This window comes from Sphingobium sp., from assembly GCA_023266575.1.
Classification (GTDB): Bacteria; Pseudomonadota; Alphaproteobacteria; order Sphingomonadales; family Sphingomonadaceae; genus Sphingobium.
This window is the reverse complement of record JAHFPV010000001.1, coordinates 195,635-218,442: the sequence shown is the minus strand read 5'-3', so window position 1 is coordinate 218,442 and position 22,808 is coordinate 195,635. Positions and strand designations below refer to the sequence as shown.

Annotated in this window: 20 protein-coding genes and 1 tRNA gene; 3 read left to right on the top strand and 18 right to left on the bottom strand. The window is 63.7% G+C overall.

Features of this window, described 5'->3' with window-relative positions:
• Positions 1-6: 6 nt before the first annotated feature.
• From Q0D44_RS01105 to Q0D44_RS01025, 17 genes are all read right to left on the bottom strand, one after another.
• Positions 7-936, bottom strand: a complete 930-nt coding sequence (locus Q0D44_RS01105; protein ID WP_294131130.1) for an alpha/beta hydrolase — start codon at positions 934-936, stop codon at positions 7-9.
• Positions 933-1,361 carry a hypothetical protein gene (locus Q0D44_RS01100; protein ID WP_294131127.1) on the bottom strand — a complete coding sequence of 143 codons (429 nt, stop codon included), beginning with the start codon at positions 1,359-1,361 and terminating at the stop codon, positions 933-935. Before Q0D44_RS01100 ends, Q0D44_RS01105 begins: the two co-directional genes overlap by 4 nt.
• The gene (locus Q0D44_RS01095; protein WP_294131124.1) at positions 1,362-2,681 is read right to left on the bottom strand and encodes a family 1 glycosylhydrolase; all 1,320 of its coding nucleotides are present in this window, start codon (positions 2,679-2,681) and stop codon (positions 1,362-1,364) included.
• A 17-nt stretch (positions 2,682-2,698) separates the two neighbouring features.
• Positions 2,699-3,550 (bottom strand): alpha/beta hydrolase, encoded by an 852-nt coding sequence (locus tag Q0D44_RS01090; RefSeq protein ID WP_294131121.1) that lies wholly within the window; start codon positions 3,548-3,550, stop codon positions 2,699-2,701.
• A gap of 76 nt (positions 3,551-3,626) precedes the next feature.
• Positions 3,627-5,843, bottom strand: coding sequence for a TonB-dependent receptor (locus Q0D44_RS01085; protein WP_294131118.1), 2,217 nt, complete (start codon positions 5,841-5,843; stop codon positions 3,627-3,629).
• Between the two features lie 42 nt (positions 5,844-5,885).
• Positions 5,886-6,716 carry a fumarylacetoacetate hydrolase family protein gene (locus Q0D44_RS01080; RefSeq protein WP_294131115.1) on the bottom strand — a complete coding sequence of 277 codons (831 nt, stop codon included), beginning with the start codon at positions 6,714-6,716 and terminating at the stop codon, positions 5,886-5,888.
• On the bottom strand, positions 6,716-7,624 hold the full coding sequence (locus Q0D44_RS01075; RefSeq protein WP_294131112.1) for a VOC family protein: 909 nt from the start codon (positions 7,622-7,624) through the stop codon (positions 6,716-6,718). Before Q0D44_RS01075 ends, Q0D44_RS01080 begins: the two co-directional genes overlap by 1 nt.
• Positions 7,621-8,052: a heme-binding protein gene (locus Q0D44_RS01070; RefSeq protein ID WP_294131110.1), complete on the bottom strand. Its 432-nt coding sequence runs from the start codon at positions 8,050-8,052 to the stop codon at positions 7,621-7,623. The genes Q0D44_RS01075 and Q0D44_RS01070 overlap by 4 nt, the downstream gene beginning before the upstream one ends.
• Complete coding sequence (locus Q0D44_RS01065) at positions 8,049-9,551, bottom strand: bifunctional 3-(3-hydroxy-phenyl)propionate/3-hydroxycinnamic acid hydroxylase (protein WP_294131108.1); 1,503 nt, start codon at positions 9,549-9,551, stop codon at positions 8,049-8,051. The genes Q0D44_RS01070 and Q0D44_RS01065 overlap by 4 nt, the downstream gene beginning before the upstream one ends.
• A 22-nt stretch (positions 9,552-9,573) precedes the next feature.
• Positions 9,574-10,809 carry an amidohydrolase family protein gene (locus Q0D44_RS01060; RefSeq protein WP_294131106.1) on the bottom strand — a complete coding sequence of 412 codons (1,236 nt, stop codon included), beginning with the start codon at positions 10,807-10,809 and terminating at the stop codon, positions 9,574-9,576.
• An 83-nt stretch (positions 10,810-10,892) separates the two neighbouring features.
• A complete protein-coding gene (locus Q0D44_RS01055; RefSeq protein ID WP_294131104.1) occupies positions 10,893-11,789 on the bottom strand; it encodes a LysR family transcriptional regulator in 897 nt (298 codons plus the stop codon).
• Entirely contained in the window at positions 11,786-12,772 is a 987-nt protein-coding gene (locus tag Q0D44_RS01050; protein WP_294131102.1) for a threonine/serine dehydratase, read from the bottom strand. The genes Q0D44_RS01055 and Q0D44_RS01050 overlap by 4 nt, the downstream gene beginning before the upstream one ends.
• Positions 12,773-12,909: 137 nt before the next feature.
• Positions 12,910-12,985, bottom strand: a tRNA-Ala gene (locus Q0D44_RS01045).
• Positions 12,986-13,069: 84 nt separating this feature from the next.
• Positions 13,070-13,522, bottom strand: a complete 453-nt coding sequence (locus tag Q0D44_RS01040) for a MaoC family dehydratase (protein WP_294131100.1) — start codon at positions 13,520-13,522, stop codon at positions 13,070-13,072.
• A gap of 272 nt (positions 13,523-13,794) precedes the next feature.
• Positions 13,795-15,639: an acetyl/propionyl/methylcrotonyl-CoA carboxylase subunit alpha gene (locus Q0D44_RS01035; protein WP_294131098.1), complete on the bottom strand. Its 1,845-nt coding sequence runs from the start codon at positions 15,637-15,639 to the stop codon at positions 13,795-13,797.
• Positions 15,636-16,025, bottom strand: a complete 390-nt coding sequence (locus Q0D44_RS01030; RefSeq protein WP_294131095.1) for a DUF559 domain-containing protein — start codon at positions 16,023-16,025, stop codon at positions 15,636-15,638. Before Q0D44_RS01030 ends, Q0D44_RS01035 begins: the two co-directional genes overlap by 4 nt.
• Positions 16,026-16,126: 101 nt before the next feature.
• A complete protein-coding gene (locus Q0D44_RS01025) occupies positions 16,127-17,728 on the bottom strand; it encodes a carboxyl transferase domain-containing protein (protein WP_294131092.1) in 1,602 nt (533 codons plus the stop codon).
• A 63-nt stretch (positions 17,729-17,791) separates the two neighbouring features.
• On the opposite strand from Q0D44_RS01025, the gene Q0D44_RS01020 reads away from it, so the two are divergent.
• Positions 17,792-18,130, top strand: coding sequence for a DMT family protein (locus tag Q0D44_RS01020; protein ID WP_294131089.1), 339 nt, complete (start codon positions 17,792-17,794; stop codon positions 18,128-18,130).
• A gap of 1 nt (position 18,131) precedes the next feature.
• On the opposite strand, the gene Q0D44_RS01015 is transcribed toward Q0D44_RS01020, so the two are convergent.
• Positions 18,132-19,277 carry an isovaleryl-CoA dehydrogenase gene (locus Q0D44_RS01015; protein ID WP_294131087.1) on the bottom strand — a complete coding sequence of 382 codons (1,146 nt, stop codon included), beginning with the start codon at positions 19,275-19,277 and terminating at the stop codon, positions 18,132-18,134.
• 86 nt (positions 19,278-19,363) lie between these two features.
• Here Q0D44_RS01015 and Q0D44_RS01010 point away from each other — a divergent pair, with 86 nt between their 5' ends.
• Positions 19,364-20,254, top strand: coding sequence for a LysR family transcriptional regulator (locus Q0D44_RS01010; RefSeq protein ID WP_294131085.1), 891 nt, complete (start codon positions 19,364-19,366; stop codon positions 20,252-20,254).
• A gap of 86 nt (positions 20,255-20,340) precedes the next feature.
• The gene (locus Q0D44_RS01005) at positions 20,341-22,788 is read left to right on the top strand and encodes a TonB-dependent receptor (RefSeq protein WP_294131083.1); all 2,448 of its coding nucleotides are present in this window, start codon (positions 20,341-20,343) and stop codon (positions 22,786-22,788) included.
• Positions 22,789-22,808: the final 20 nt, after the last annotated feature.

Below are 22,808 nucleotides of genomic sequence, written 5' to 3'. Positions count from 1 at the left end.
CTTGGATTACGGACGCTTAGACAGAAGGCCTCGCGCCTCCATCCAGGCGAAAAATTGCGGCATCAGACCCATGGTCGTGGTGCCGGGCTTACCCGCGCCAAAGCCATGGTCGCCCCGCTCATAAGCGTGCAGTTCAACCGGACGACCCGCCTTGCGCCAGCCTTCTACAATGGCGAAACCCTGCCCCTTGAACAGGCCATCGTCCATGGCGATAGCGTTGAACATTGGCGGCGCATCGGCGGGCACCGTGACTTCCGTCATCGGGCCGTAGATGTAACCGATGAAGGCCGGGCGCTGATCGCCCTTCCCTTCCAGTGTGGCGTTGAGCGTCGTCATCGCGCCTGCCGAAAAGCCGATCATGCCGGTCCGGGCGGGATCGATGCCCCAGGTCGCCGCGCGAGCGCGCACGATCTCCAGCGCCTTGAGCGCATCCAGCGTCGCGCGCGGTTCCTCAATGCTGCGCACAGCACCAGGCTTGGCCGCGGCGGCAAAACGCGCACCCATGGCACCTAGAAACGCCTTGTCGTCTCGCGGCGTCACGTTCAGCCGATATTTCAGCACGAAGGCCGCAACGCCATGGTCAGCCAGCCAGCGCGCGACATCGCTCCCCTCGCTCGTCATCGACAGTGACATGAAGGCACCGCCCGGCGCCACGATCACAGCCGCGCCGGTCGCCTTGGCCGGATCGGGCAGATAGGGGGTGATGGTGGGCCGCACGACATTGCGGACCATGATGTTGTCCATCGCATTGGTGCCGATCGTCACCTGCATGTGCGACCATTGTTCATCCTGTCCTGCTGCCACCACAGGCTGATCTGGATAGAGGGCAATCGCCTTGCTCTGGTCGGGCGCTGCGATGCTCTCCATACGCACATTGGGCTGGGCAAAAGCAGGCGTCGCGACGGCCAGTGTCAAGGCCAGGGGAAGCAATTTCATCGGGTCATCCTCTGCAATGTCAGGCTTGTTATAAATGCGCCGAGCGCCCCGCCATATGCCAACTTCATGGCGAGTGCGGCGTGCCAGTCGACAGGAGAAAGCGCTGCACGGCCGGTCACAAAAGCGGTCAGCCCACCCAGCGCCGCCCCCGCCAGCGCAAAGGCAATAGCGCGCAGCACAATCGAGCGCAGCCCGATGGCTATGGCAAAGCGCTTGCGGACGATCAATGCCGGAACCAGCGCACTCATCAGCGACACTGCGATACTCTGCGGCACAAAGTCGAACGCCAGCGCATCAGGCATAGCCCAGGACAGGGCACGTCTATCCAGTCCGAACACTGCCAGGAAAAAGGCCAGGCTCAGCGTCGCATTGATGGCAAAGCTGATCCCCGCCTCACGCGGGATCGACAGGACAGGCGCGCGCATTTAGACCGCGTTGCGGCGCGCGATCGCGCCATAGACCGCCGCGCTTGGTTTCGCCGTCCGGGCAAAGGTCAGCGGATCGACGCTGTGCAGGCCGAACTTGACCTTGTAGCCGAAAATCCACTCGAAATTGTCGAGCAGCGACCAGTGGCAATAGCCCTGCACCGGCACACCATCATCGATCACCTTTTTAAGGTCAGCCAGCGCGGCAGGGATGAAGCTTTGCCGGGCGCTGTCGTCGGTCGTCCCAACGCCATGTTCCGACACCAAAATCGACACGCCCGTGGCTTCATGGGCATAGCGCACTGCGCCAGCCAGCGACGGCGCCCACACTTCCGTGCCGCTCCAGTTGACGATCGATCCCTTAGGCGCAGGCAGACGGCCCTTGTCGGTCCATAGCGCGCGTTCGTAATTCTGGACGCCCATGAAATCGTCGGCCTTAGCGACGTCCAGCCACGCGCCATAAAGTTCATGCCGCATCGCGTCGCGCAGGCTGTTCCTGCCCACCGCCTGATCGTCCATCATCGCCAGCGAAAAGCCGACGGGCAGGTCCGGCCGCACCGCCTTGATCGCAGCCTTACCCGCCTTGTGCGCGGCAAGAAGCCCCTTTTGCAGCGCAGGCAGATCGTCGACCCCCGCGACATTGGCGGACAGGAATTTCGGCACGCCCAGGCGCTTGGCCGCGGTTTCCAGCGTCAGTTTCTGGATCTCCCAAACCTGTGGCGGCAACATGGGCTTGAGCAGCAACAGGATATTGGGTTCGTTGAAGGTGATGACACTGTGGATGCCAGCCCCCAGCGCCCGCATCGCCCGGTCGCAATAGCGTGCGAACAGGTCCGCGCTTTCCGGGTTGGTCCAGCCACCCTGCGCACTGAACCAGCGCGGCGCGGTGAAGTGGCTCATCGTCACCACCGGGGCGAGGCCACGCGCGCGGCAACCCTCGATCAGCGCCCTATAATGGTCCAGCATCGCCTGGCTGAACAAGCCCTTCTCCGGCTCGATCCGTGCCCATTCGATGCCGAAGCGATAGCAGTTGAGGCCCATGGTCTTGACGATGTCGAGATCAGTTTCCCACAGCGCAAAGCTGTTGCAGGCGTCACGCGAGGGTTCGGCAAATATGGTAGGCTGCTGGTTTTCCAGAAACCACAGATCGCTTGCGACATTATTGCCCTCAATCTGGTGCGGCGCGGTGGCGACGCCCCACAGAAAGCCTTTGGGAAAAGCCGGGCTGGCCGCCGCCGCCTTGCGGGCACCGATCGCGGGTGCCGCCATTGCGCCAGCCGCCGCCATTCCAGCTGCCAGCATCGTCCTGCGGTCCAGCATTATATCGTCTCCCAACTTCAATGGTTTATGTCGCGCACGAAGGCGCAAATTTCGTCGGCCAGCCGCCGGTCGGCGGTGCCCAGATGCATCGGCATCGTATAATGATTGTGACCGGTCATGATGACCGCGCGCGGCATCGCGCCGTGACGGGCCAGCCGGTCCTGCATCAGCCCCAGAAATTCAGCCTGAAAGCGCGGCGGATCATATTGCGCACAGGCGACCAGCAGCGGCAATCTGGTGGTCGCAACCGCCTCCATCGGCATCCGCTCTGCATAGAGGGCCGCGTTGCCATAATAGAGCAAATCCCGCTCATCCAAAGGGGTGTAGCCGTACAAGCCCGACAGCAGCATCGCGCCGCGAACGTCCGCGTCGCCGGCCAGCTTGAGATAGCCCGCAACATGCACCGCCCCCGCCGATGTGCCGGCCAGCACGATCCGGTCAGGATCGCCGCCATGCTGCGCAACATTCGCCTTGAGCCATGCGACGACCGCCGCAAGATCCTCCGACCCGGCAGGCCACATATGATCGGGGGCGAGCCGGTAGTTGATGACCACGCCGACAAAGCCCGCCTGCGCCGCCATCCGCCCGACATTGGCGTTGGGCCAGGCATCCGCCCCGCCCTTATCCCCTTTCAGAAACCCACCGCCATGGACAAATACCAGCACCGGCGCGGGGCCGGTCGCGTCCAGCGGCGCGTAGATATCCAGCCGGTGGCGTTCATGCGGGCCATAGGCAATGTCGCCCTGCGTGACTGGCACAGCCGCCTGCAAGACCGATTGTTCCGTATCGAACAGCGCACGACATTGAGTCAGGACGTCGGGGCCAAGACCGGTTCCCATAGCGGCTATTGCATGTCTGATGTTGCTCATCCGCTCTATCCTAGCCGCCCCGGTTCAAACAAACAGGGCATGGCGACGCGAAATGCGCCGCCATGCCCCTTCATCGTCAGAACTTCGCGTCGAGTTGCAGGCCAACCTGACGGAAGGACTGCGGCCCGTAGATCGCACCGATGCCCGAACCGAAATTGCTCTGCAGCAAAGAGGGTTCATGGACATTGAACAGGTTGCGTACGAACAGACCAGCCGAATAGCGCTCATCCTCGCTCCGCACGCCCAAGCGGCCACCGACCGTCCAGTGCGCACGGAACGTTTCTTCGGCGCGCGACGTGTTCTGATAACGGATACGCGATTTCCAGATCGTATCCGCAGCCAGGAAGCCGTTGATACCTGCTGTCAGCGGCTGCTCATATTCGCCCGACAGGGTGAATTTGTAGCGCGGCGAATAGGCCAGCTGCTTGCCGCCGATATTGGTGGCGTCATTGCCGATGAAGCCGCCCGGATAGGTCGCCTTGGTGTAGATGAAGCCTGTATTCATCGACAGGCGGTCCGAAATACGACCGAACAGATTGATCTCCGCGCCACGGGTCTTGACGCCGTCAATGTTGGTCTGGGCGCAGACGAGCTGGGCCGTAACCGGATTGACGACACATTCCTGCGCCTGGAAATTCTTGATCTTGCTGTAGAACAGGCTGAAGTCCAGCACAGCGCCACCAAATAGAGTCGCCTTCATCCCCGCTTCGTAGGACATCGGCACTTCGGGCTGCACGACATAAGGCAGCAATGGCGCGGTCGGCACCGCGATCTGACCGCCCTTGAACCCGCGCGACGCGGTGGCATAGGCCATCAACGAACGGTTGATGTCATATTGCAGGCCAGTCCGCCACGAAATGCGATCGACGTTCAGGATCTGAAAGCTTTTCGACCCGTTAGCTGCGTCGGTGCGGTCCAGCGACAGGCGGCCACCGGTGTAGCGACCACCCAGGATCACGCGCAGGCTGTCTGTCGCGTGCAACGTGCCCTGCCCGAATACCGCCAGCGATTCATCGGTGATTTCGTTGAGCGCACCCAGCGAGTCGACCGGACGGATCACGATCCCGTTGGGCAGTCGAACCGAAATGGTGAAGCGTTCAGGCTGCTGCACCGTCTTTTGGTTCGAGTAGAAAGCGCCGACCGTATATTCGAAGGTCGAATTGCTGGGCGACGAGGCGCGGAATTCCTGCGTGAACAGACGGATTTTCGTGCCCGTCGCGCCGCTCCTGAGCGTCGAAGCCAGCGAGTCTGCGCGGTAGATATTGCCGCCCGTATTGCTCGTCTCATTCTTGCGATAGGCCGTGATGGAGGTCAGCGTCAGCGGGCCTGCGTCATATTCCAACTGGGCCGAACCACCCCAGCCCTCAAACTTGCTGCTGAATTCGTTGGCCGTGCCGAGGCAATAATTCTGATTGCCCTCGCCCGGCGTGATGCCGCAGCTGTTGAGCAAGGCAGTGTTGGCTGCGGTGTTCGACAGGAAGGTGAAGAAGTCACCGCCATTTTCGGTCGATCCCTTCGACCAGTCACCCAGAAGGTTGAAGGTGAGGTCGTTGGTCACGTTCCACAGATAGCGGCCACGCACCGCATAGCGGTTGACGTCGTTCCAGTCGCCCGTAGTCGCGTTGCGATTCACGCCCTGACGCAGGTTGGCCATGCCCGATACGCGCAGCGCGCTGGTGGTGCTGACGGGGACGTTGATGACGCCCTGGATCACCTGCTGACCATATTTCGAGCCAGCCGTGCCCTGATCGGACAATTCGGTACGAACGCGGCCGCTGAACTGGGTGGGATCGGGCGCGTTGGTGGTGATGTTGATGACACCGGCCGACGTGGTCAGGCCGAACAGCGTACCCTGTGGCCCTTTAAGCACTTCGATCCGCGACACGTCGAACAGGTCGGAGATGTTGGCGTTGCCCTGGCTCACCTGATCGACGACGACGCCGACCGAAGCGACGGCACCGGGCGAGAAGCTCTGCGTGCCGATGCCCCGAATGGAACCGCCACCGCCGGTATTCTGGGCCGGGGCCGACTGGATTTCCAGCGCGGGTGCGACGCGGTTCAGGTCGTTCAGATTATTAACCTGCTGCCGTTCCAGCTGCGCCTGACTGGCGACGGTGATCGAAATGGGAACCTCCGTCACCTTCTCCTGCCGCCGCTGCGCGGTCACGATGATGTCGGAATTGGCCTCCTCTGCCGCCGCCTGCGGCACCACATCCTGCGCCATAGCCGGTGCGGCCAAAGCAAAGACACTCGCGCTGGCGAGCGCCGCGATCGAAATAGTCAGTTTACGCATGGTAACTCCTCCCCTTCTTTTAATTGGGTCGTCCGTAGATATTCAGGCTTCGTCGATGATGCGGTGGCTCAATGTGCCGATGGTGCCGATGTCGACCTCCACCTTGTCCCCGGCCTTCATGTAGAGCGGCGGGGTGCGCTTATCGCCGACACCGCCGGGCGTTCCCGTGGCGATGACATCGCCGGGGCTGAGCGGGGTGAAGGCGGAAATATATTCGATGACCGTGGGGATATCCCAGATCATGTCGCTGACCGGCTGGTCCTGCACGATGTCGCCGTTCAACCGGGTCTGGACACGGAGCGCGCCCAGATCAGCGATCTCGTCCGGCGTCACCAGCGCGGGACCAAAGCCGCCGGTGCCGGGGAAGGTCTTGCCCGGCGTGAACTGGATATTGTGACGCTGCCAGTCACGGGCGGACCCATCGTTGAACGCGCTATAGCCTGCCACATAGGCCATGGCGTCGGCGGCTACGACCTTGTGGCAGGGCTTGCCGATCACGACCGCAAGCTCGCCTTCATAGTCGAAACGCTCGGTCACGGCGGGTTTCACCATTGGCTGGCCATCGGCAACCAGGCTGTCGGCGTAGCGGACGAAGATGGCAGGATGCGCCTTCTGCTCACGACCGGTTTCCTTGACATGCTCGGCGTAATTGAGGCCCACGCACAGGATTTTGGCGGGATCAGGGATGACCGGCAGCAATACGACATCGGCAGCGGCAAAAGACGCGCCATCGGCCAGCATGGCCAGGCTGCCATCGGTCAGCGCAGCCTTCAGACTCGGCACGGCATCGCTCGCCAGTTCGACGATCGTTTCGCCGTCCAGACGGCCGAAGCTGGCAGTGCCGTCGGGGCGGCGGAAGCTGACGTAACGCATTAGATATTTCCCTCTGTCAGGACGTCGCGCGACCGGGCTTCCCAGTCGCGACGATGGCGGAATTTTTCTTCGGCGGCGCGCAGGCCGTCGAAATCCTTGTCGGACATGCCCCACTGGTCGATCCGCTTGGCAGGCCAGGTCCAGTCGTCCGGTTCACCCGCCTGATAATCGTCGGGCACCTTGTTCACGGCGGTGGAAAATTCGATGACCGGGCCGAAAGGGGCGATAAAATAAGCAAACACATTGGCTCCCGGACCATGGCGGCCCGGACCCCAGGCCGGGGCCATATTCTGGTCACGCAGGCGGCCGATGCCGCGCATCACCGCGTCCAGATCTTCCATCTCGAACGCGATATGGTTCAGGCTGGAAATGCCCGCGCGGGCAAAGGCAGTCGAATGGTGCGAGTCATTGCAGCGCACGAACACCATGCCCTTGGTCCGATCCGACACGCGGAAGCCCAGCGCATCCTCGACCAGATGGCCGGTCATTTCCGCGTCGATGCTGTTGAACACCACATGGGTCAGCTTGACCGGCAAGTCATGCCCCTCGATCGGCGCGACTTCGTCGGAATCGACCAGAAAGCGCAGCAATTCGCCCTCGGCCAGTTCGACGATGATGCCATGGCCGCCACCCAAATCTTCCGACACGACCGGTGCGGCGATCAGCCCGGCTGCGGTCACCGATCGTTTAAGCATGTCCAGCCGATCGGCGGTGCACACAAAGGTCGTGGACCGTACATAGCAGTCCGCCGACTCCTCCAGCGCGATCAGATAGGGAAAGCTGCCCGACCCGCGCAGATAATGGGTTTCGCCCTCGACCGCCGCCGGTGCCATGCCCCAGATGTCAGTCAGAAAGGCGGCGGCCTCCGCCGCGCCGGGCAGCGACAATTCGATGCTGCGCAACTTCATTTCACATCTCCATGGGTCAGACCGGCGGCCAATATGCCCGCAATGGCGCAGGCCTCATCGCAATCGCCGGTGTCGCCGCTGATCCCGACGGCACCGATCACCGCGCCTTCCAACTCACGGATCAGGACGCCGCCGGGTGACAGAGCAAGCTGACCGCCAGTGACGGCCACCACGCTCTGAAAGAAGGCCGGATTGTTGGCAGCACGCCCGGCAATGACGCGGGTGTCCGCGCCCATCCCCAGCGCGCCTGTCGCCTTGGCCCTGGCAATGTCGAAGCGGAAAAGGCTGGCGCCATCTTCCCGCGCAAAAGCGACGGGATGCGCGCCTGCGTCCAGCACGACGACGGCAAGCGCAGGGGCGTTGTTACCGCGCGGTTGCGCCAGGGCGGTGTCGATGATCGTGCGTGCCTGGGCGAGGGTAAGGGTCATGCCGCGATCTCCTGAGCAACTGTCCCGGCGATCAGCGCATCGCGCAGCGCGATCAGGTCCGCCGGTTCGCCGGTGCCGAACACATAATGGTCGGGACGCAGCAGCAGCGCGTTCGCGCCCCGCGCGTCGAGCCAGGCGGCGATCGCGCCGCCATCGCCCAGCGTGTCGAGCGCGACCACGGTCACATCGCCGGGCGCCGGGACGGCGTGGCGTGCGAACAAGCGCCAGCCATGGCCGGTCACATCGTCCAGCAGCTTGCCGCCAACGCGCGGCTGGATGAAGCGTTCGCCAGCGCCCGGCGTGCCGAGCGCCACGATGCCGGTCGAAATGGCAGGGATCAGGTCTGCGGCCGTGCCCTGCTGCGTTACTTTGGCCGCTTCGCGCATTTCGGCGTCACGGGCGGCGGCGGCCTGCGGGTCAAGCACGCAGATATAGCGGCCAGCGCCCACAGCGGCAGAAATCACGGCGCGAACATGCGGGTCGCGTTCGGGCTGATAGGTGTCGAGAAGCGCATCGGGGGCGTCACCCTTGACCACCGCCGCCAGCTTCCAGGCCAGATTGGCGACATCGCGCAGGCCATGGCACATGCCCTGCCCGAAAAAGGGCGGTGTCTGGTGCGCGGCGTCGCCGGCCAGAAAGACGCCGCCCTGCCGCCACTGCTTTGCGACCAGACCATGAAAGCGATAGGTCGCCGCGCGTACCACCTTGTGCGGCACCCCGGAGAGGTAGGGCGCAACCAAGGCAGCGACATTATGCGGTTCCATCATCGCCTGGTCGTCTTCACCCGGCAGCAACATGAATTCCCAGCGGCGGTGATTGCCGCGCCCCGGTACGATCGTTGCCGGGCGCTTGGGATCGCACATCATCACCGACAATTTTTGCAGGTCGGCGGCTTCCGGCACGCCCCACAGGTCAGGGAAGCGGACAGGGCCATCGACTTCGGCATCGACCACCAGCCAGGGTTCCTCAAAATCCAGATCGTCCAGCACGATGCCGAGCGCCTTGCGCACCGCGCTGCGCGACCCGTCACAGGCGATGACATAGCGCGCCCGCGCAGTGTCTCCACCGGTCAGGTGCAGCGTGACGCCGTCGGCATCCTGCGCCAGCCCTTCAAACCCGACACCAAGCTGGACAGTCACATTGCCATGCGCCGCCAGCGCGTCGCGCAGATGCTGTTCCAGTTCGGGCTGGTAGAAGAAATAGTCGTTGGACCAGCTGAACGGCCGCGCCCGGCCGACGGTCCCCATATATTTGATGACGCCATGGTCCGCGCCGACATGCAGATGGCCTTCGGTATCGCGCATGTCGCCAGCGACCCGGTCGATGACACCCACCGTCTGGAACAGGCGCATCATTTCATGGTCCAGATGCACCGCGCGGGGCAGCGGATAGGGGTTGGCTTCCTTCTCGATCACGAGGACCGACAGGCCGCCTTTGCCCAGCAAATTGGCCGCAAAGGCCCCTACCGGCCCGCAGCCGATAATCGCAACATCGAACATGATCGTCTTTCTTGTGGCGCTATCAGGCCGTTACCGGCTCGGTGACGGGGGCTTTGTGCAACTTGCCGCCCTGCATGATCATTGTGATCCGATTGGCGTCTTGCAGGATGGTGACGTCCTGCGTCGGATCGCCATCCACCAGCAGCAGGTCGGCGAGATAGCCGGCCTTCACCTGGCCCACATCCAGCCCCATCAGCTGACCGCCCAGCATCGTCGCGGCGCTCAGCGCCTCTGCAGGCGTAAAGCCGAAGCGGGTAACGAAATGCTCCAGATCGCGGGCGTTGCGGCCATTGGGGTTGAACGGAAAGCCATAGTCGCCGCCGATCAGCACGCGCACGCCGCGACGCTTGAGTTCCGGCACCAGCACCGCTTCCAGCTCCAACCGCTCGGCGGCGCTCGCCTTCATGGACGCCATGTTGATATGGGGCGGCGGGGTCGCTTCCAGCGCAGCGACCGATACGCCGGGACCGGGGGCGTAGAAAATCTGGTCCTTGTGCGCGACCATGGCGTCAATCGCCGCCTCATCAGCGAAGGAGCAATGGTAGAGAATGCGCGCACCGGCTTCGAGAGCCAGTTGGATGGCACGGGGTGAATAAGCGTGGGTGGCGATCCAGAGGCCCGCTTCCTTTGCCGCTTCGCCCGCTGCCTGCATTTCCTCGTCCGTGTAGAGGATATCACCTGACGAACCCGGCTTCAACGCATCCTCGCCCGAAATCACCAGCTTGAGCGACTGGACACCCTGATCCGCGCAATAGGCGACAAAGTCGCGCATCGACTGCGCGCCACGACCGTTGAATACGTCACCGGTTTCGACGCCCTCTTCGCCTTCCGGGCTGCGTTCCAGCGTCGAGGGGACGAGGCGCGGGCCGGGGGTTTCGCCCGCTGCAATGGCGCGGGCGAGTTCAGGTTCGATATGATCGCCCAGTGCGCCCGCCGAATAGGCGCTGGTGAAACCATGGTCGAGCAGCACGCGGGCATTGCGCCATGCTGCGACCTTGAGCTCGTCAGCGGGCAGGATGAACTGGTGGTAGATTTTTTCGACCGAGCTGCCCCAGGTCAGGTGGGTGTGGGAATCAACCATGCCGGGCATCAGCGTACAGCCCTGCCCGTCGATCACGCTGTCGACAGTGAGCTGGACAATGTCAGCGTCGTCGCCCAGCACAGCCGCGATGCGGTCGCCGTCGATCAGGACCGCGCCGGGCGCGGGGGCGCTGCCGGTGCCGTCGAATATGCTGATGTTGCGGATCAGTTGCCGCACGGCGCGCTCTCCCGAAAGCCTCTTTGTTGGCGTTTCTTATGACGCAATTTGATCCACAACAAAAATAATGATTTTTGGCAATGTCATAGCTTGGAGCTATGGATAAGCACATCGAGCAGCGCCGCGCCCAGCCGCGACAGCCGTCGCCCGGCCACCTGCCGGACACCGATCGCGCGGGGGAATTGCGCTTCCTCGATGGGAATCGCGCGCAGTACGCCGATCGACAGTTCTGCCGACGCCACCTGCATCGGCAATATCGTCACGCGGCGGCTGCCCCGCACCAGCGCCTTGGTCGTCAGCAGGGAATCGCAGCGGATGATGTCCTGCGGCGCGGGCACGTTGGCGGCCATGAACAGCGCATCGATCTGCCGCCGGAATGCGCCGCGCGCTTCGGGCAGCACCCAGCGCATCGCCTTCATCTCGCGCAGGGAGACGCGCGCGGGCAGATGATCATTCTGCCGTCCGACGATCAGCGCGAAAGGATCGCGAGAGAAGGTGCGTTCCTCTATCCCCTCCGGCGGCTCCTCTATTCCGGTGGTGACGAAGGCCAGTTCGATTTCTCCCCGGTGCAGCATCGCGGCAAGATCATGGTCGGGCCGTTCCACCACATGCAGCGCAAACTGGCCGAATTGCTCCTCCAGCCGCCGAACCGCATCGGGCAGCAGGCTGACCAGCGCGCCGGGCGTGCCACCCACGCGCAGCGGCCCGGCGACGCCCGCACTCGCCAGCTTCACCTCCGCCTCCGCATCGCGCAGCAGGCTGTCGATCGATTCCGCGCGCCGCAGCAGCGCTTCGCCCTCCGGTGTCAGGAGGATGCCGCTGCGCGAGCGTTCGAACAGGGACACGCCGAGCGTCTGTTCCAGCTGGGCGATGGCGTTGGATACGGACGGCTGCGATATGTTGAGCAGGCGCGCGCCGCCGCTGATCGAATTGCTGCGCACAACAGCCAGGAAAGTGCGGATGGCGCGCGGGTCGATCATTGGGCGATGATCTGCGCAAACATCGCCGGATCGACATTGCTGCCTGACATGACGACGACGCTCGCCCCGTCGCAAGGCGGCGCAAGCCCCGCCAGCATCGCCGCCAGCGCGACGGCACCACCCGGTTCGACCACCAGCTTGAGCGTGGAGAAGGCAAAGCGCATCGCATCGCGCACCTGATCGTCGCTGACGGTCAGGCCATCGGTCACCAGCGCCCGCATGATCGGCAGGGTCAGTTCGCCGGGGCTGGGCGAGAGCAAAGCGTCGCAGATGGAGCGTGCGCCGGGGGCGACCTGTTCGCGCACGCCGCTGCGCAGCGATCGGGCGGTGTCGTCAAAGTCGCGTGGTTCAACGCTGTAGATGGCGGTGTCGGGTGACTGGGCTTTCACCGCCGTTGCGATTCCGGCGGTCAGGCCACCGCCGCCGCAGCAGACGAGTATCTGCCCTACCGAAGCGCCCGCCGCTTGCGCCTGCGCCATGATTTCCAGCCCCGCGGTCCCCTGCCCCGCGATGATGAAAGGATCGTCGAAGGACGGCACGATGGTCGCGCCGCGCTCGCCCGCCAGTTCGGCTGCTATGGCTTCACGGCTGTCGCGATGGCGGTCATAGGTTATGACATCAGCGCCCAGTGCGCGGGTATTGGCCAGCTTGATCGCGGGCGCGTCAGCGGGCATCACGATGGTCGCCGGGATGCCGAGCAGGCGGGCGGCAGCGGCGATGCCCTGGGCATGATTGCCCGATGACCAGGCGACGACGCCCGCCGCGCGTTCCGCTGCGTTCAGCCGGGCGAGGCGGTTATAGGCGCCGCGGAATTTGAACGATCCGGTATGTTGCGCGCCCTCGAACTTCAGGAAAACCCGGCGGCCGACCAAAGCGTTCAGAGCCGCATTTTCCAGCAGGGGCGTGACGATGGCGGCGGGCGCGATGATGCGGGCGGCGTCGGCGACGTCTTGGGCGGTGATGGCGAAAGGCGCGTTGGACATGGACTGATCCCTCTATTGCTGCCGGTCTAGTGCGGCAGAGCCGACCGGAGAAGGGCCATTGCCGCCGGACTGGAGCCGGAGACCAACGGGAAAAGCCGGACTTCGCTGATGCGCGAAATCCGGCTTTTCTGGAATGGTGGTGGAGCCTAGCGGGATCGAACCGCTGACCTCGTCATTGCGAACGACGCGCTCTCCCAGCTGAGCTAAGGCCCCGACGTGCGCGGCTATAGGCGAGGGAAATCGGGCTGGCAACGGTCTTTTGCGCAAAATATTGGCCATGGACCGCCCGAACATCGCTCAGGCCGTCGCCTTCTTAAGCAGCGCCATGCGCAGGCATTGGCAGGTGATTTCGTCGCGCTGATTGATCAGGCGATGGGTGAAAGTGACGATTCCCGCGTCCGGGCGGGACCGGCTTTCCTTCAGGTCCGTGACTTCGGATTCGCATCGCATGGTGTCGCCGATGAAGACCGGCTTTGGCATGACGAGCTTGTCATAACCCAGATTTGCGACCAGCGTGCTGAGCGTCGTGTCGCCCACCGAAAGGCCGATCATCAGCGCGAAGGTGAAAGTGCCATTGACGAGAATCTGGCCGAATTCCGAGGCTTTGGCCGCTTCCGCGTCAAGGTGAAGCGGCTGGGGATTATGGGTCATCGTCGTGAAGAGGAGATTGTCCGTCTCCGTCACGGTGCGGCGGATTTCGTGGGCGATACTGTCACCGATGGTCCACTGGTCGAAATAACGTCCGGCCATTTTTGCCCCCTCTTGGCTCCAACTTTTCGATCTTCGCCCATATGATGCGTGGGAATATATCGAAAGTTTATTGATTACAGTTGGTTATAGCAGATGGAAGTTCGGTAGGACAGGCGGGTGATGGTATGGATGCGATCAATCATATCCGTTCGTGCTGAGTAGGGATTGAGCTTGTCGAAGGCTCGTATCGAAGTACCCCGCGCAATCCTTCGATACGCCACTTCGACAAGCTCAGCGGCTGCTCAGGACGAACGGGAGTGGTGTGATCTCGCCTACCCCTCTGCCTTCTCGATCTTCGCCAGCAGCACGCCTTCGCTCACCTGTCCGCCTTCGCTGGCGTTGAGTTCGGCCACGGTGCCGTCGAAGGGGGCGATGAGGCTGTGTTCCATTTTCATGGCTTCCAGCGTCAGCAGCTTCTGACCCTTGACCACTGCGTCGCCCGCGGCGACCGACACGGCGATGATGCGGCCGGGCATGGGGGAGAGGATTGCGCCGTCGGAGGCTGCGCCGCCTGCGCCGCCGTTGGCGCGCCATGGGGCCAGCCGCCAAACCTGACCCGCCTGTGCAATCAGCACATCCTCATGGTTGGGATCAGCTTCCCCACCGCGCGGATCGAAGGCGATGGTGACGGTCTCGCCGTCAAGCAGGAAGGGTGCCTCTGCGCGCACCGGCGCGTTGAGACGGAAGCCCGCCAGCACCCCGCCCGGCGTCAGCGCAGCCGCCGCGTCGGCCAGCGCTTCGGCATCGGGATGATGGGGCGGCATCAAAGCGTCGCCCTCGCGCCCGATCAGCCCGGTGTCGAGCTGGGCGGCGATGAAATCGGGATGCTCCAGCGCCTTGACGAGGAAACCGGCATTGGTCTTGAGCGGCCAGATGGCGGTATCGTCGAGCGCAGCGGCGAGGGTTTCGCGGGCTTCATCACGGGTCGCGCCATGAGCGATCATCTTGGCGATCATCGGGTCGTAGAAGGGCGAAATCTCCGCCCCCTGCCCTACGCCAGTGTCGATACGACACCCTTCGCCCAGGTCGAACGTGTCGAGGCGACCGATGGACGGCAGGAAGCCCTTGATCGGATCTTCCGCATAAAGCCGCGCTTCCATGGCGTGGCCGTTGATGCTGAGCTGATCCTGCGCCAGCGGGAGCGGTTTGCCCGATGCGACGCGCAGTTGCCATTCGACCAGATCGACGCCGGTGATTTCTTCGGTCACGGGATGTTCCACCTGAAGCCGGGTGTTCATTTCCATGAACCAGATGCGGTCCCCGCGCAGGCCTTCCGATCCATCAGCGATGAACTCGATCGTGCCTGCGCCAACATAGTCCACCGCCTTGGCGGCGCGGACGGCGGCGGAGCAGATGGCTTCGCGGGTGGCGGCGTCCATGCCGGGTGCCGGCGCTTCCTCGATCACCTTCTGATGGCGGCGCTGGAGCGAGCAGTCGCGCTCGAACAGGTGGACGACATTGCCGTGCGTGTCGCCAAAGACCTGCACCTCGATATGGCGCGGGTTGGTGACCCATTTTTCGAGCAGGACATGGTCGTTGCCGAAGCTGGATGCGGCTTCGCGCTGGCAGGAGGCAAGCGCGTCGGCGAAATCGGCGGGGGCATCGACCTTGCGCATCCCCTTGCCGCCGCCGCCCGCGACCGCCTTGATCAAGACGGGATAGCCGATGGCGTCGGCCTGGGCCGCCAAATGGGCGGGGGACTGGTCCGCGCCGAGATAGCCGGGCGTGGTGGGGACGCCTGCATCCTGCATCAGTTGCTTGGCCGCGTCTTTCAGGCCCATGGCGGTGATGGAGGACGGGTTGGGACCGACCCAGATCAGCCCTGCGTCGATCACCGCCTGCGCGAATTCGGCATTTTCGGACAGGAAGCCGTAGCCGGGGTGGATCGCCTGCGCGCCGGTTTGCTGGGCGGCGGCGATGATGCGGTCGCCCAGCAGGTAGGATTCGCGCACCGGGGACGGGCCGATATGGACGGCTTCGTCGGCGGAGCGGACATGGAGCGCCGTCGCGTCGGCATCAGAGTATACGGCGACGGTGCGGATGCCCATCGCGCGTGCGGTGCGGATGATGCGGCAGGCGATTTCGCCGCGATTGGCGATGAGGAGGGATTGGATCATGGCAGGCGTCCTTCTACCTCCCCGGAACGGGGAGGGGGACCAGCCGAAGGCTGGTGGAGGGGTTGGCGCTCACGGCACGCGGAGACAATGGCGATGACGACCATGTCGACCGAGTGCAGGACTTCTCTGGCGGGAATGCGGATTGTGTCGAACCCGCGCTCGCGCATATGGGCATCGCGGACGGCATCGTTCTTCGGTTGATCGCCGCGATTATGAACTTCGCCGTCGATTTCGATGGCAAGCCTCGCGGACAGGCAGGCGAAGTCCAAACTATATGGGCCTATCGGGTGTTGGCGGCGGAATTTGAAGCCGCCGGGGCGCTGACGCAACGCGCGCCACAGTATCACTTCGGGAAGATTGCCGGAGCGTCGTTCGCGCCTTGCCATCCTGATCGTCGCGGAGGTGGTGTTGAATACCCCTCCACCACCCTTCGGGCGGTCCCCCTCCCCGTTCCGGGGAGGTATGGCGTTGTCCTGCCCCACCCCCATCACATCCGAAATACGCCGAATTGCGCCCTCTCAGCCACCGGGGCGTTCAGCGCGGCGGCGAAGGCCAGGCCCAGCACGTCGCGGGTTTGCGCCGGGTCGATGACGCCGTCGTCCCAGAGGCGGGCGGTGGCGTAATAGGGGTTGCCTTCTTCTTCATACTTCTGGCGGACGGGGGCCTTGAAGGCTTCGGCTTCTTCCGGCGTCCATTTGGCCGCGTCGCGGTGGACGGTGGCCAGGACGGATGCGGCCTGTTCGCCGCCCATCACGCTGATGCGGGCATTGGGCCAGGTGAAGAGGAAGCGGGGTTGGTAGGCTCTACCGCACATGCCGTAATTGCCTGCGCCGAAACTGCCGCCGATCAAGACGGTGATTTTGGGCACCTGCGCGGTGGCGACGGCGGTGACGAGTTTGGCGCCATGTTTGGCGATCCCCTCGGCCTCATATTTGCCGCCGACCATGAAGCCGGAGATATTCTGGAGGAAGAGCAAGGGGATGCGTCGCTGGCAGGCGAGTTCGATGAAATGCGCGCCCTTCTGTGCGCTTTCGCTGAACAGGACGCCGTTATTGGCGAGGATGGCGACCGGCATTCCCCAGATATGGGCGAAGCCGCAGACGAGCGTGGTGCCGTAGAGCGGCTTGAATTCGTGAAATTCGCTGCCGTCCACGATCCGCGCGATGATTTCGCGCACGTCATAGGGGGCGCGGACATCATCAGGGATGATGCCGTAAAGATCGCCCGCATCATATTTGGGCGGGCGGGGTTCGCGCAGGTTGAGGTCCGGCTTGCGGTCGGGTTGCAGGGTCGAAACGATGTCGCGCACGATGGTGAGCGCATGATCGTCGCTGTCGGCGACATGATCGACCACGCCCGACTTGCGGCCATGCAGGTCGCCGCCGCCCAGATCTTCCGCCGTGATGACTTCACCGGTTGCGGCCTGCACCAGCGGTGGACCGGCCAGGAAGATCGTCCCCTGATTGCGGACGATGACGGTTTCGTCGGACATGGCAGGGACGTAAGCGCCGCCCGCGGTGCAGCTGCCCATGACGCAGGCGATCTGGGGGATGCCCTGCGCCGACAGGTTCGCCTGATTATAGAAGATGCGGCCGAAATGGTCGCGATCGGGGAATACCTCCGCCTGATTGGGCAGGTTCGCACCGCCACTGTCGACCAGATAGATGCAGGGCAGCCGGTTTTCGAGCGCGATTTCCTGCGCGCGCAGATGCTTCTTCACGGTGACGGGGTAGTAAGTGCCGCCCTTTACCGTGGCGTCGTTGCAGCCGATCATGACCTGACGACCCGCGACGCGGCCGATCCCGGCGATCAGGCCCGCGCCGGGAACTTCATCGCCATAAAGGCCATTGGCGGCAAGCTGGCCGATTTCCAGGAAGGGCGAGCCGGGATCGAGCAGGCGCTCGACGCGGTCGCGGGGGAGGAGTTTGCCGCGTGCGGTATGCTTGTCGCGGGCGCTGGCCGAGCCGCCTGCGGCTGCGGCGGCGACCTTGGCGCGCAATTCGTCGGCCAGCGCGCGGTTGTGCGCGGCATTGCTGCGGAAGGCTTCGCTGTCGGGGGACAATTTCGTGTCGAGGACCGGCGCAATCATGCCCTTGCGCTCCCGCGCCCGGTGATGCCACAGGGTAGCCCCCTGCCCTGTTCGAGGCTGTTCATGCCCACCATCGCTCTCCTCGTCATTTCAAACCTCTTCATGACCGTCGCCTGGTACTGGCATTTGAAAGGCGGGATGACCAAGCCGCTGATACTGGTCATCCTGATCAGCTGGGGCATCGCGCTGGTCGAATATTGTTTTGCCGTGCCCGCCAATCGCATCGGCTTTGCCCATGGCTGGTCGGCGGGGCAACTCAAAGTCGCACAGGAAGCCATCGCCCTGGTGATCTTCGGCGGGTTCATGGTCGTGGTGCTGGGCGAACCGCTGCACTGGCGCCATTTCGCCGCCTTCGCCTGCATCATGGCGGGAGTCGCATTCCTGTTCGTGGGCAAGCCGTGATTCATGCGTTCAGCAGTTCCCGGCCGATCAACATGCGGCGGATTTCGTTTGTGCCTGCGCCAATGTCGAGCAGCTTGGCGTCGCGCATGAAGCGTTCGACTGGCCAGTCCTTCGTATAGCCCGCGCCGCCCAGCGCCTGCACGGCTTCAAGCGCGACCTTCACCGCATTTTCGCTGGCCAGCAGGATCGCGCCGGCCGCGTCATAGCGGGTGGTGCGGCCCGCGTCGCACGCTCTGGCGACGGCATAGACATAGGCGCGCGCGCTGTTGAGGGCGACATACATATCGGCGATCTTGGCCTGCATCAGCTGGAATGCGCCGATCGGTTTGCCAAATTGCTGGCGTTCGCGGACATAGGGTAGCACGACGTCGAGGCAGGCCTGCATGATGCCAAGCTGGATGCCCGCCAGCACGGTGCGTTCATAGTCGAGGCCCGACATCAGCACGCCCGCGCCGCCGTTCAGCGGCCCCATGATATTCTCTTCCGGCACGGCGCAATCGTCGAACACCAGTTCGGCGGTGGGTGATCCGCGCATCCCGACCTTGTCGATCTTTTGCCCGATCGAGAAGCCCGGCATGGATTTTTCGATGAGGAAGGTGGTGATCCCCTTCGATCCCTCGCCAGTGCGGGCATAGACGACCAAAGTGTCGGCTTCCGATGCGTTGGTGATCCAAAATTTGGTGCCGTTCAGGATATAGCGATCGCCCTTTTTATCGGCACGCAGCTTCATTGCCATAACGTCCGACCCCGCGCCTGCTTCCGACATGGCGAGGCTGCCGACATGCTCACCGGATATGAGTTTGGGGAGGTAGCGCGCCTTTTGCTCGGCATTGCCCCAGCGGCGGATCTGGTTGACGCAAAGGTTGGAATGGGCGCCATAGCTCAAACCTATGGAGGCGGACGCGCGGGCGACTTCCTCCTGCGCGACGACATGCTCCAGATAGCCAAGGCCAAGGCCACCGTCCGCTTCGTCCACAGTAATGCCGTGCAGGCCGAGCGCGCCCATTTCGGGCCAGAGCGTGCGGGGGAACCAGTCCTCCGCGTCGATACGGCCGGCCAGCGGGGCGATGCGGTCATCGGCGAAGCGGCGGGTGGTGTCGCGGATCATGTCCGCAGTCTCGCCCAGGGCAAAATCGAAATCGGTCATTGGCATCTCTCCATTGTCCCTATCCTAGCGGCTGGCAGTCCAAGAGAAAAATTGAAAGGGCGCGGCATAGTGTATAGTTTATATCTATGATCGAACGCTATCTGCTGCGCTATTTCCTGGCCGTGGTCGACCAGGGCAATTTTTCCCGTGCGGCGGCGCATTGCCATGTGTCGCAGCCGACCCTGTCGGTGGGCATCGCCAAGCTGGAGCAGACGGTCGGCGCGCCGCTCTTCCTGCGCAGCAACCAGCGGGTCGAGCTGACCGGCGCGGGGGCGCGGCTGCTGGGCCATGCGCGGCGGATCGAGCGGGAGTTCAACCTGGCCGAGCAGGCAGGCGCGCGATCGGCGGAGGGCGCGCCGCTGCGCATCGGGTTGCTGACCAGCATCCCCGGCGCGCTGGTGGCGCAGGCGGTGGCGGGTTGCGTGCCCGGCGATGCGCAGGCGCTGGAACTGGTGCCGGGGACCGAGCGCGAGTTGCTGGCGCGGCTGGACGCGGAGCGGATCGACGTGGCGCTGACCCTGGTGCGCGACGGGGCGGATCGCTATGCGGCGCGCGCGATCGCGGAGGAAGGCTATGGCCTGGCCCTGCCCGCCAGCCATGCACTGGCCGGGCGAGCCATGATCGCGGCGGAGGCACTGGCGGGCGAAGTGATGATCGTGCGGCGCCATTGCGAGGCGCTGTCGGCGACCAGCCGCTATTTCGTCGATCGCGGGGTGCGCCCGCATTTCGCCTTTCGCGCGACCAATGACGAGCGGGTGATGCAGATGGTCGCAGCCGGGCTGGGCGTGACGGTGATGCCGATGGGCTATGGCTGGCCGGGCATGGCGCGCGCGGCGCTCAAGGACTTCGGCGCGCGGCGCATGATCGGCCTGCTGTTCAGCCCGCGCGCGCAAGGATTGAGCCAGGCACTGCCGCCGATCCTGACGGCGCTAGAGGCGATAGTGGCTAATAAGCCACATGATCCTAAAGACAGGTGATGGGGCCGATTGTGCGCACCAACACACCGTGCTAATTGTATTCCCAGGACACATTTTCACGATGTCCGGTTCCAGGGAGAGACGCTTTGAAAGCATCCATCAATGCGCGCGCCATGTGCGCCTTGTTCGCATCGGTTTCCAGCATCGGGCTGAGCTCCCTTGTTCAGGCGCAAACCGACGGCATGGACATCATCGTCACCGCGCAAAAACGCAGCCAGTCCTTGCAGGACGTCAGCGTCGCGGTGTCGGCGGTCAGCGGGGATCAGCTGGCCAATGCTGGGGTCAGCAATTTGCAGGACATCCAGCAGCTGGTGCCATCGGTCACCTTCGGCAATGACTTCAATCAGGCCAAGGTGTTCATTCGCGGCGTGGGTGCCAATACTTCCACGACCGGGTCCAGCACTGGCGTCGCGCTGCATGTCGATGGTGCCTATGTCGCCCGTGCCGAAGCGCAGCTGACGTCGCTGTTCGATCTGGAGCGGGTCGAAGTACTGCGCGGGCCGCAGGGCAGCCTCTATGGCCGCAACGCGGTTGGCGGTTCGATCAACCTGATCACCGCCAAACCGACCGCAGATTTCGCCGGCTATGCCCGCATCGGCTATGGCAATTATAATGCCATGACCGCCGAAGCCGCGGTCGGTGGCCCGATCGTCGATGCCATCCGCTTCCGTCTGGCGGGCAAGGTCGAGGCGCGCGATGGCTATGGCGGCAATCCGTTCAAGGGCGGCAGCGATGTCGATGACCTGTTCCGCTATATGGTCCGTGGGCAGGTCCATCTGATCGCATCGGACAAGGTGGATTTTCTGCTGTCGGGCGAATATTTCCGCCAGAATGACAATAGCGGCGCAGTCCATTATCGCGGCCCTGCCTTTCCCGGCGTCCCCCGGCTGGCCCCCACCGGCACGGGCGGCTTTGCCACCAACCCGCGCGATCTCGGCAGCGACGAGCCGCCCTCGGTCGACACCACAAGCTATTCGGTTACCGGCACGCTCAATATCGAGCTGAGCGACGCTTTCAGCATTGGCAACATCACCAATTATCGCGATTTCAAGACGCAGCTCATTCAGGATCTCGACGGATCGGCGCTGGTCGCCACCCTGCCCAATTCGACGTCGATCCAGACCCGCACTATCGATGCGCAGCAGTTCAGCAACGAGCTGCAATTCAAATATGACAGCGCCATCGTGAAAGGTGTCGTCGGCCTTTATTATTTCCATGAGCGGCAGCGTCCGCGCGATCAGGTTGGCCTGAGTTCGACCAACGACCTGGCATCAAATATCACCGTGCTGGCGACGCGGCCAACCTTCGTCGACAATGTCGCAGCGCCTGTGGGTTCCGTGACGCTGGCCGAAGCGCTGGCGATGTGCAACTTCCCGGCCGGGACGTCGCCCAACCGCGTCTGCCTGAAATCCAGCTTGGGCACCCGCGCCTATGCCGCGTTCGGGCAGCTGAATTTCGACATGGGCGAGGCGTTTGGCCTGAACGGCGTGTCGCTGAAACTGGGCGGCCGCTACAGCCATGAAAAGGTCGACAGCGCCAACCCGTCGATCATCCTGACCGCCAACGGCAATCCCGCCGTGGCGCAGGTGCGCAAGACGACGGTCGCAGGCACCTACCGCGAAAAGACGTTCAAGGATTTCACCCCGGAAATCGGCCTGCAATGGCAGCCCAACCGCGACCTGCTGCTCTATTATACCTATTCGGAAGGCTTCAAGGCCGGGTCGGGCGAGAATGCCGCGGGCAGCACCACGATCGTGCGGCCGGAAAAGATGAAGAACCACGAACTGGGTATCAAGGCTGAACTGCTCGACCGGCGCTTGCAGATCAATCTGGCGGCCTATCATTACAAGCTGGACGATTTGCAGATCAACAAGACGATCGGCGGCGGACCTGCGGGCTTTACCACCATCTTTGAAAATGCGGCCAAGACGTCGGCCACCGGTGTCGAGGCGGACCTGATGGCCCGCCCGGTCGATGGCGTGCGCCTGCGTGGCTCCGTGTCCTACACCGACAGCAAATATGACGACTTCATCACGGTCGATCCATTGAACCCCGTCAACGTCGCGCAGGCGGGGCAGCCTGCCTATAACCCCGTCACCAATCCCGATCCGACGGCCTTTGGCGCGCCATGCGGCCCCGGTGCGCTCAACGCCAACGCGCCGTGCAACATCCAGCTGGCGGGCAACCCGACGCGCAATTCGCCGACATGGGCCTATAGTGCCGGGATAGAGGTGGACCTGCCGGTCCTGACCGAGACCGGCACGCTGACGCTGAGCGGCGACATGTCGGGCAAGAGCAATGTCTATTTCACCGAGTTCAAGCGGCTGGTCGAAGGCACCCGCGCCTATACGATGTTCGACGCATCGCTGCGCTGGATCGACCGGACGGACACGGTGACGGCGTCGTTGTGGATCAAGAATATCAACAACACGCTGCGCGAAAGCAGCACCTTTGCGATCTCCACCGGCCGCATCATCGGCGTCACCTACCTGCCGCCGCGCACCTATGGCATGACGCTGGGTTACAAATTCTGATCACGCGGCCTGCGCCGGGG

Coding starts and splice junctions, on each gene's coding strand:
- Q0D44_RS01105 (WP_294131130.1), bottom strand. CDS start 936: ATGAAATTGCTTCCCCTGGCCTTGACACTGGCCGTCGCGACGCCTGCT.
- Q0D44_RS01100 (WP_294131127.1), bottom strand. CDS start 1,361: ATGCGCGCGCCTGTCCTGTCGATCCCGCGTGAGGCGGGGATCAGCTTT.
- Q0D44_RS01095 (WP_294131124.1), bottom strand. CDS start 2,681: ATGCTGGACCGCAGGACGATGCTGGCAGCTGGAATGGCGGCGGCTGGC.
- Q0D44_RS01090 (WP_294131121.1), bottom strand. CDS start 3,550: ATGAGCAACATCAGACATGCAATAGCCGCTATGGGAACCGGTCTTGGC.
- Q0D44_RS01085 (WP_294131118.1), bottom strand. CDS start 5,843: ATGCGTAAACTGACTATTTCGATCGCGGCGCTCGCCAGCGCGAGTGTC.
- Q0D44_RS01080 (WP_294131115.1), bottom strand. CDS start 6,716: ATGCGTTACGTCAGCTTCCGCCGCCCCGACGGCACTGCCAGCTTCGGC.
- Q0D44_RS01075 (WP_294131112.1), bottom strand. CDS start 7,624: ATGAAGTTGCGCAGCATCGAATTGTCGCTGCCCGGCGCGGCGGAGGCC.
- Q0D44_RS01070 (WP_294131110.1), bottom strand. CDS start 8,052: ATGACCCTTACCCTCGCCCAGGCACGCACGATCATCGACACCGCCCTG.
- Q0D44_RS01065 (WP_294131108.1), bottom strand. CDS start 9,551: ATGTTCGATGTTGCGATTATCGGCTGCGGGCCGGTAGGGGCCTTTGCG.
- Q0D44_RS01055 (WP_294131104.1), bottom strand. CDS start 11,789: ATGATCGACCCGCGCGCCATCCGCACTTTCCTGGCTGTTGTGCGCAGC.
- Q0D44_RS01050 (WP_294131102.1), bottom strand. CDS start 12,772: ATGTCCAACGCGCCTTTCGCCATCACCGCCCAAGACGTCGCCGACGCC.
- Q0D44_RS01040 (WP_294131100.1), bottom strand. CDS start 13,522: ATGGCCGGACGTTATTTCGACCAGTGGACCATCGGTGACAGTATCGCC.
- Q0D44_RS01035 (WP_294131098.1), bottom strand. CDS start 15,639: ATGATCCAATCCCTCCTCATCGCCAATCGCGGCGAAATCGCCTGCCGC.
- Q0D44_RS01030 (WP_294131095.1), bottom strand. CDS start 16,025: ATGGCAAGGCGCGAACGACGCTCCGGCAATCTTCCCGAAGTGATACTG.
- Q0D44_RS01025 (WP_294131092.1), bottom strand. CDS start 17,728: ATGATTGCGCCGGTCCTCGACACGAAATTGTCCCCCGACAGCGAAGCC.
- Q0D44_RS01020 (WP_294131089.1), top strand. CDS start 17,792: ATGCCCACCATCGCTCTCCTCGTCATTTCAAACCTCTTCATGACCGTC.
- Q0D44_RS01015 (WP_294131087.1), bottom strand. CDS start 19,277: ATGACCGATTTCGATTTTGCCCTGGGCGAGACTGCGGACATGATCCGC.
- Q0D44_RS01010 (WP_294131085.1), top strand. CDS start 19,364: ATGATCGAACGCTATCTGCTGCGCTATTTCCTGGCCGTGGTCGACCAG.